This is a genomic window from Pseudoroseomonas cervicalis ATCC 49957, assembly GCF_000164635.1.
GTDB lineage: Bacteria > Pseudomonadota > Alphaproteobacteria > Acetobacterales > Acetobacteraceae > Pseudoroseomonas > Pseudoroseomonas cervicalis.
Genome location: NZ_GG770782.1, coordinates 147,481 through 150,802, shown reverse-complemented (window position 1 = coordinate 150,802; position 3,322 = coordinate 147,481). Strand labels below are relative to the sequence as shown.

The window sequence follows — 3,322 nt, the reverse complement described above, 5'->3', positions numbered from 1 at the left end:
CGGCGCAGCAGCGCCGCCGCCAGCGCCGGCGCCAGCGTCAGCGCCACCAGCGAGGACAGCAGCAGCGCCGCCGAGATGGTGATGGCGAATTGCCGGTAGAGCTGGCCATTGATGCCGGGCAGCAGCGCCGTCGGCACGAACACGGCCAGCAGCACCAGGGTGGTGGCGATGATCGGCCCGGTCACCTGCCCCATGGCGCGCCGCGCCGCCTCGGCCGGGGCGAGGTCGGGCTCCTCCTCCAGCAGGCGCTGGACGTTCTCGACCACCAGGATGGCGTCGTCCACCACCAGGCCGATCGCCAGGATCAGCGCCAGCAGGCTGACCGTGTTGGCCGACAGGCCGGCGGCGTAGAGCACCGCCAGCGTGCCGATCAGCGAGACCGGAATGGTCAGCGCCGGGATCAGCGTGGCCCGCCAGCTCTGCAGGAAGACGAAGGTGACGGCGACGACGATGGCGAAGGTGGCGGCCAGGGTGACGATGATCTCGCGCACCGTGGCGCGCACGAAGCGCGTCGAATCATAGACGATGCTGTAGGCGAGGCCCTCGGGGAAATCCGCCTCCAGCCCGCGCAGCGCCTCGGTCACCGCGTCCACCGCCTCCAGCGCGTTGGCGCCGGGGGATTGCGAGATCTGCAGCAGCGTGGTCGGCCGGCCGCCGAGATACGCCTCCGCCTGGTAGCTCTGCGCGCCAAGCTCGACGCGGCCGATGTCGCGGATGCGCAGCACGGCGCCATCCTCCGCCGTGCGCAGCACGATGCCGGCGAAATCCTCCGGCGTGTCCAGCATGCCGCGTGCGACGATGCTGAACTGCTCCTGCTGCCCCTGCGGCGCCGGCGCCGCGCCGACCTGGCCGAGCGAGGCCTGCACGTTCTGCGACTGCACCGCGGCCATCACGTCCTCGGCGGTGATGCCGAGCGCCGCCATGCGGCGCGGGTCGAGCCAGAGGCGCATGCCGTATTCGGCATTGCCCACCACGCGCGCCTCGCCGACGCCGTTCACGCGCGAGAGGGCGTCGGCCACCGTGGTCGCGGTGAAGGCGCTGACCGCCAGCGGGTCGGGCCCGCCTTCCTCCGCGTAGAAGCCGATGGCGAGGAGGAAATCGGGCGAGCGGGCGCGCACCGTGACCCCCTGCTGCGCGACCGCCGCCGGCAGCTGCGCCGTGGCCAGCTGCACCCGGTTCTGCACATTGACCTGGGCGATGTCGGGGTCGGTGCCGACCTCGAAGGTGACGCTCAGCGAATACTGCCCGGCATTGGAGCTGGTGGAGGACATGTAGAGCATGCCCTCCACCCCGTTCACCGCGGATTCGATCGGCGCGCCCACCGTGTCGGCGATCACCTCGGAGCTGGCGCCCGGATAGCTGGCCGAGACATTCACCGTGGGCGGCGTCAGGTTCGGGTATTGCGTCACCGGCAGCACCAGCCCGGCGATGCCGCCGGCCAGCACGATCACCAGGCAGAGCGCGGCGGCCAGGCGCGGCCGGCGGATGAACAGGCCGGAGATCACGGGCGGCGCCCCGCGCCGTCCTGCCTATCACCCCGCCCGCCCTGCGGCATGTCCTCCCGCCCGCCCTCCGGCATGTCCTCCCGCGCGCCCTCCGGCGCGACCGCGCGCACCGCCATGCCGTCGCGCAGCCGTTGGCCGCCCTGCAGCACCACCGTCTCGCCGGGGGCCAGCCCCTCGGTCACCGCCCAGCCGCGCGCCAGGCGTGGCCCGACCGCGATGCGCCGCCGCGCCACCACACCCTCCCCGTCCAGCACGAAGACCGAGCGGCCCTCGCGGTCCTGCTGCACGGCCGAGAAGGGCACCATCGGCAGGCGCGGCGGGTCGCGTTCGGCCACCTGCAGCGTGACGAACTGGCCGGGCAGCAGCAGCGTGTCGGGGTTGTCGAAGGCGATGCGCACCGGCACCGTGCCGGTGCCGGGATTGACCTCGCTGCCGACGAAATCGGGCCGCCCCTCCAGCGGGTAGTCCCGGCCATTCGGCAGGCGCAGCGTCAGCCGCCAGGCGGCGCTGTCGGTCTGCGCCTGGCGGAAGCCGATCCACTCGCTCTCGGTCAGCGAGAACACCACGCGGATCGGGTCGAGCTGCACGATGCGCGCCAGCGGCCCGGATTGCGGCCCGACCAGCGCGCCGCGGGTGAACAGCGCCCGGCCGACGCGCCCGGCGATGCCGGCCTCGACCCGGGTATAGGCTAGGTTCAGCTCGGCCATCCGCACCGCCGCCTCTGCGGCGCGCAGCTCGGCGGCGGCGGCGGTGGCGTTGGCCTCGGATTCGTCCAGCGTGGCGCGGGAGACGATGTTGCCGCGCGCCAGCTCGCGCTGCCGCGCCAGGCTGCGCACCGCCTCCTGCCGCGCCGCCTCGGCGCGGGCCCGCTGCGCCTCGGCCTGGGCCAGCTGCGCCTCGTATTGCGCGGGGTCGAGCCGCAGCATCAGCTGCCCCGCCTCCACCGCCGCGCCCTCGGTGAAGGCGACCTCCTCGATCACGCCCTGCACCTGCGGCACCAGGTCGAGCACGCGCACCGCCTCGACCCGGCCGATGAAGCTCTGCGGCGCGCGCACCGGCTCCTCGGCCACGGGGGCGGCGATCACCGCCGGGCGCGGCGCCTCGCCCGGCTGCGGCGATTGCGCCCGCGCCGTCGGCGGAAGCCCGAGGAACAGGGCGCAGGCCAGCGCCAGCGCGGCCGGCAGCGGCAGGGCCGGCGCCGCAGCGAAGCGCCGGGCAGGGGGACGGGGCTGGGGCATGGGCGGCCTCACGGAGCAAGCGGCGGGCGCCGCCCGGCCGGCGAGGGGCTGGGCGGGCGCGGGCGCCCTCAGGGCCGGCGGCGATGGCGGCCGCCGGCTCCGGGCAGCGGCTTAAGCGTCCGAAGACCGATAAGTTGCCGGTTTTTCATGTTTCGACCCGGCGCAGCGCCTCAGAAGGCGGCGGCGGCGCCGGTCTCATAGGCGATCCGCCCGCCATGGCAGAACACGTCGAAGCGGCCGCCGCGGGCGCGCGCCACCAGCGTCATGCCGCAGGCCTCGGCGCTGCGCAGCGCCAGCGCGGTCGGCGCCGAGACGGCGACCAGCACCGGCGCGCCCAGGATCGCCGCCTTCTGCACCATCTCCACCGAGACCCGGCTGGTCAGCAGCACGGCGCCGCGGCGCGGGTCGATGCCCTGGGCGACCAGCGCGCCCACCAGCTTGTCCAGCGCGTTGTGGCGGCCGACATCCTCGCGCAGCGCCAGCAGCCCGGTGCCCGGACCCTCGCCCGGCACCCAGAAGCCGGCGGCGTGCAGCGCGTGGCTGGCCTGGTGCAGCGCCTGGCCCTCGGCCAGCGCCGCC

Annotated in this window: 3 protein-coding genes; all 3 read right to left on the bottom strand. The window is 74.9% G+C overall.

Going from position 1 to position 3,322, the window contains the following annotated elements:
- Nucleotides 1-1,505: efflux RND transporter permease subunit (locus HMPREF0731_RS17105; RefSeq protein ID WP_007005435.1), on the bottom strand; the 1,505-nt coding region annotated here is incomplete at its 3' end.
- Nucleotides 1,502-2,743, bottom strand: coding sequence for an efflux RND transporter periplasmic adaptor subunit (locus tag HMPREF0731_RS17100; RefSeq protein WP_007005434.1), 1,242 nt, complete (start codon nt 2,741-2,743; stop codon nt 1,502-1,504). The genes HMPREF0731_RS17105 and HMPREF0731_RS17100, both read right to left, overlap by 4 nt.
- A gap of 170 nt (nt 2,744-2,913) precedes the next feature.
- Nucleotides 2,914-3,322 (bottom strand): formate dehydrogenase accessory sulfurtransferase FdhD (locus HMPREF0731_RS17095; protein WP_007005433.1); only part of this gene is annotated, 409 nt, incomplete at its 5' end.

What these genes read in the sequence shown, in the direction of transcription:
- HMPREF0731_RS17100 (WP_007005434.1), bottom strand. Translation starts at nt 2,743, where the DNA reads ATGCCCCAGCCCCGTCCCCCTGCCCGGCGCTTCGCTGCGGCGCCGGCC.